This window comes from Robertmurraya sp. DFI.2.37 (assembly GCF_029211245.1).
Lineage (GTDB): Bacteria > Bacillota > Bacilli > Bacillales > Cytobacillaceae > Robertmurraya > Robertmurraya methanolica_A.
The window spans coordinates 1-307 of record NZ_JARGEJ010000561.1 but is presented as its reverse complement, the minus strand read 5'-3'; the positions used below and the strand labels follow the sequence as shown (position 1 = coordinate 307).

General features: G+C 45.6%; 1 protein-coding gene. It reads left to right on the top strand.

Annotation, left to right across the window (positions count from 1 at the left end; all coding sequences use genetic code 11):
• Window positions 1-307 (top strand): S-layer homology domain-containing protein (locus PZE06_RS27700; protein ID WP_275792358.1); only part of this gene is annotated, 307 nt, incomplete at both ends.

Sequence of the window (307 nt, the reverse complement as noted above, 5' to 3'; positions counted from 1 at the left end):
CACCGGAGAAGGGAGGAGAAGGAAAGAAGCCGCTAACGAGAGGAGAAGATGCTATTCTCTTAGACGGAGCCTTCGATTTTAACACGGGCGCAGTTTTTCCATTTTATGATTTGGAGCAAACGAGTCCATATTTGAAGGCAATCCATAATCTCACTTCGAATCATATTGCTTTTGGCTATCCGGATGGTTCTTATCGGCCAGAAGAGCCGGTGACTGGGGCTCAATTTTCAGCATTACTTGCGAGAGTGCTAGATACGCAGTTTCGAAAGGTGGATGTAATGGTGCCTACCGTAAAGCAAGGAATTTT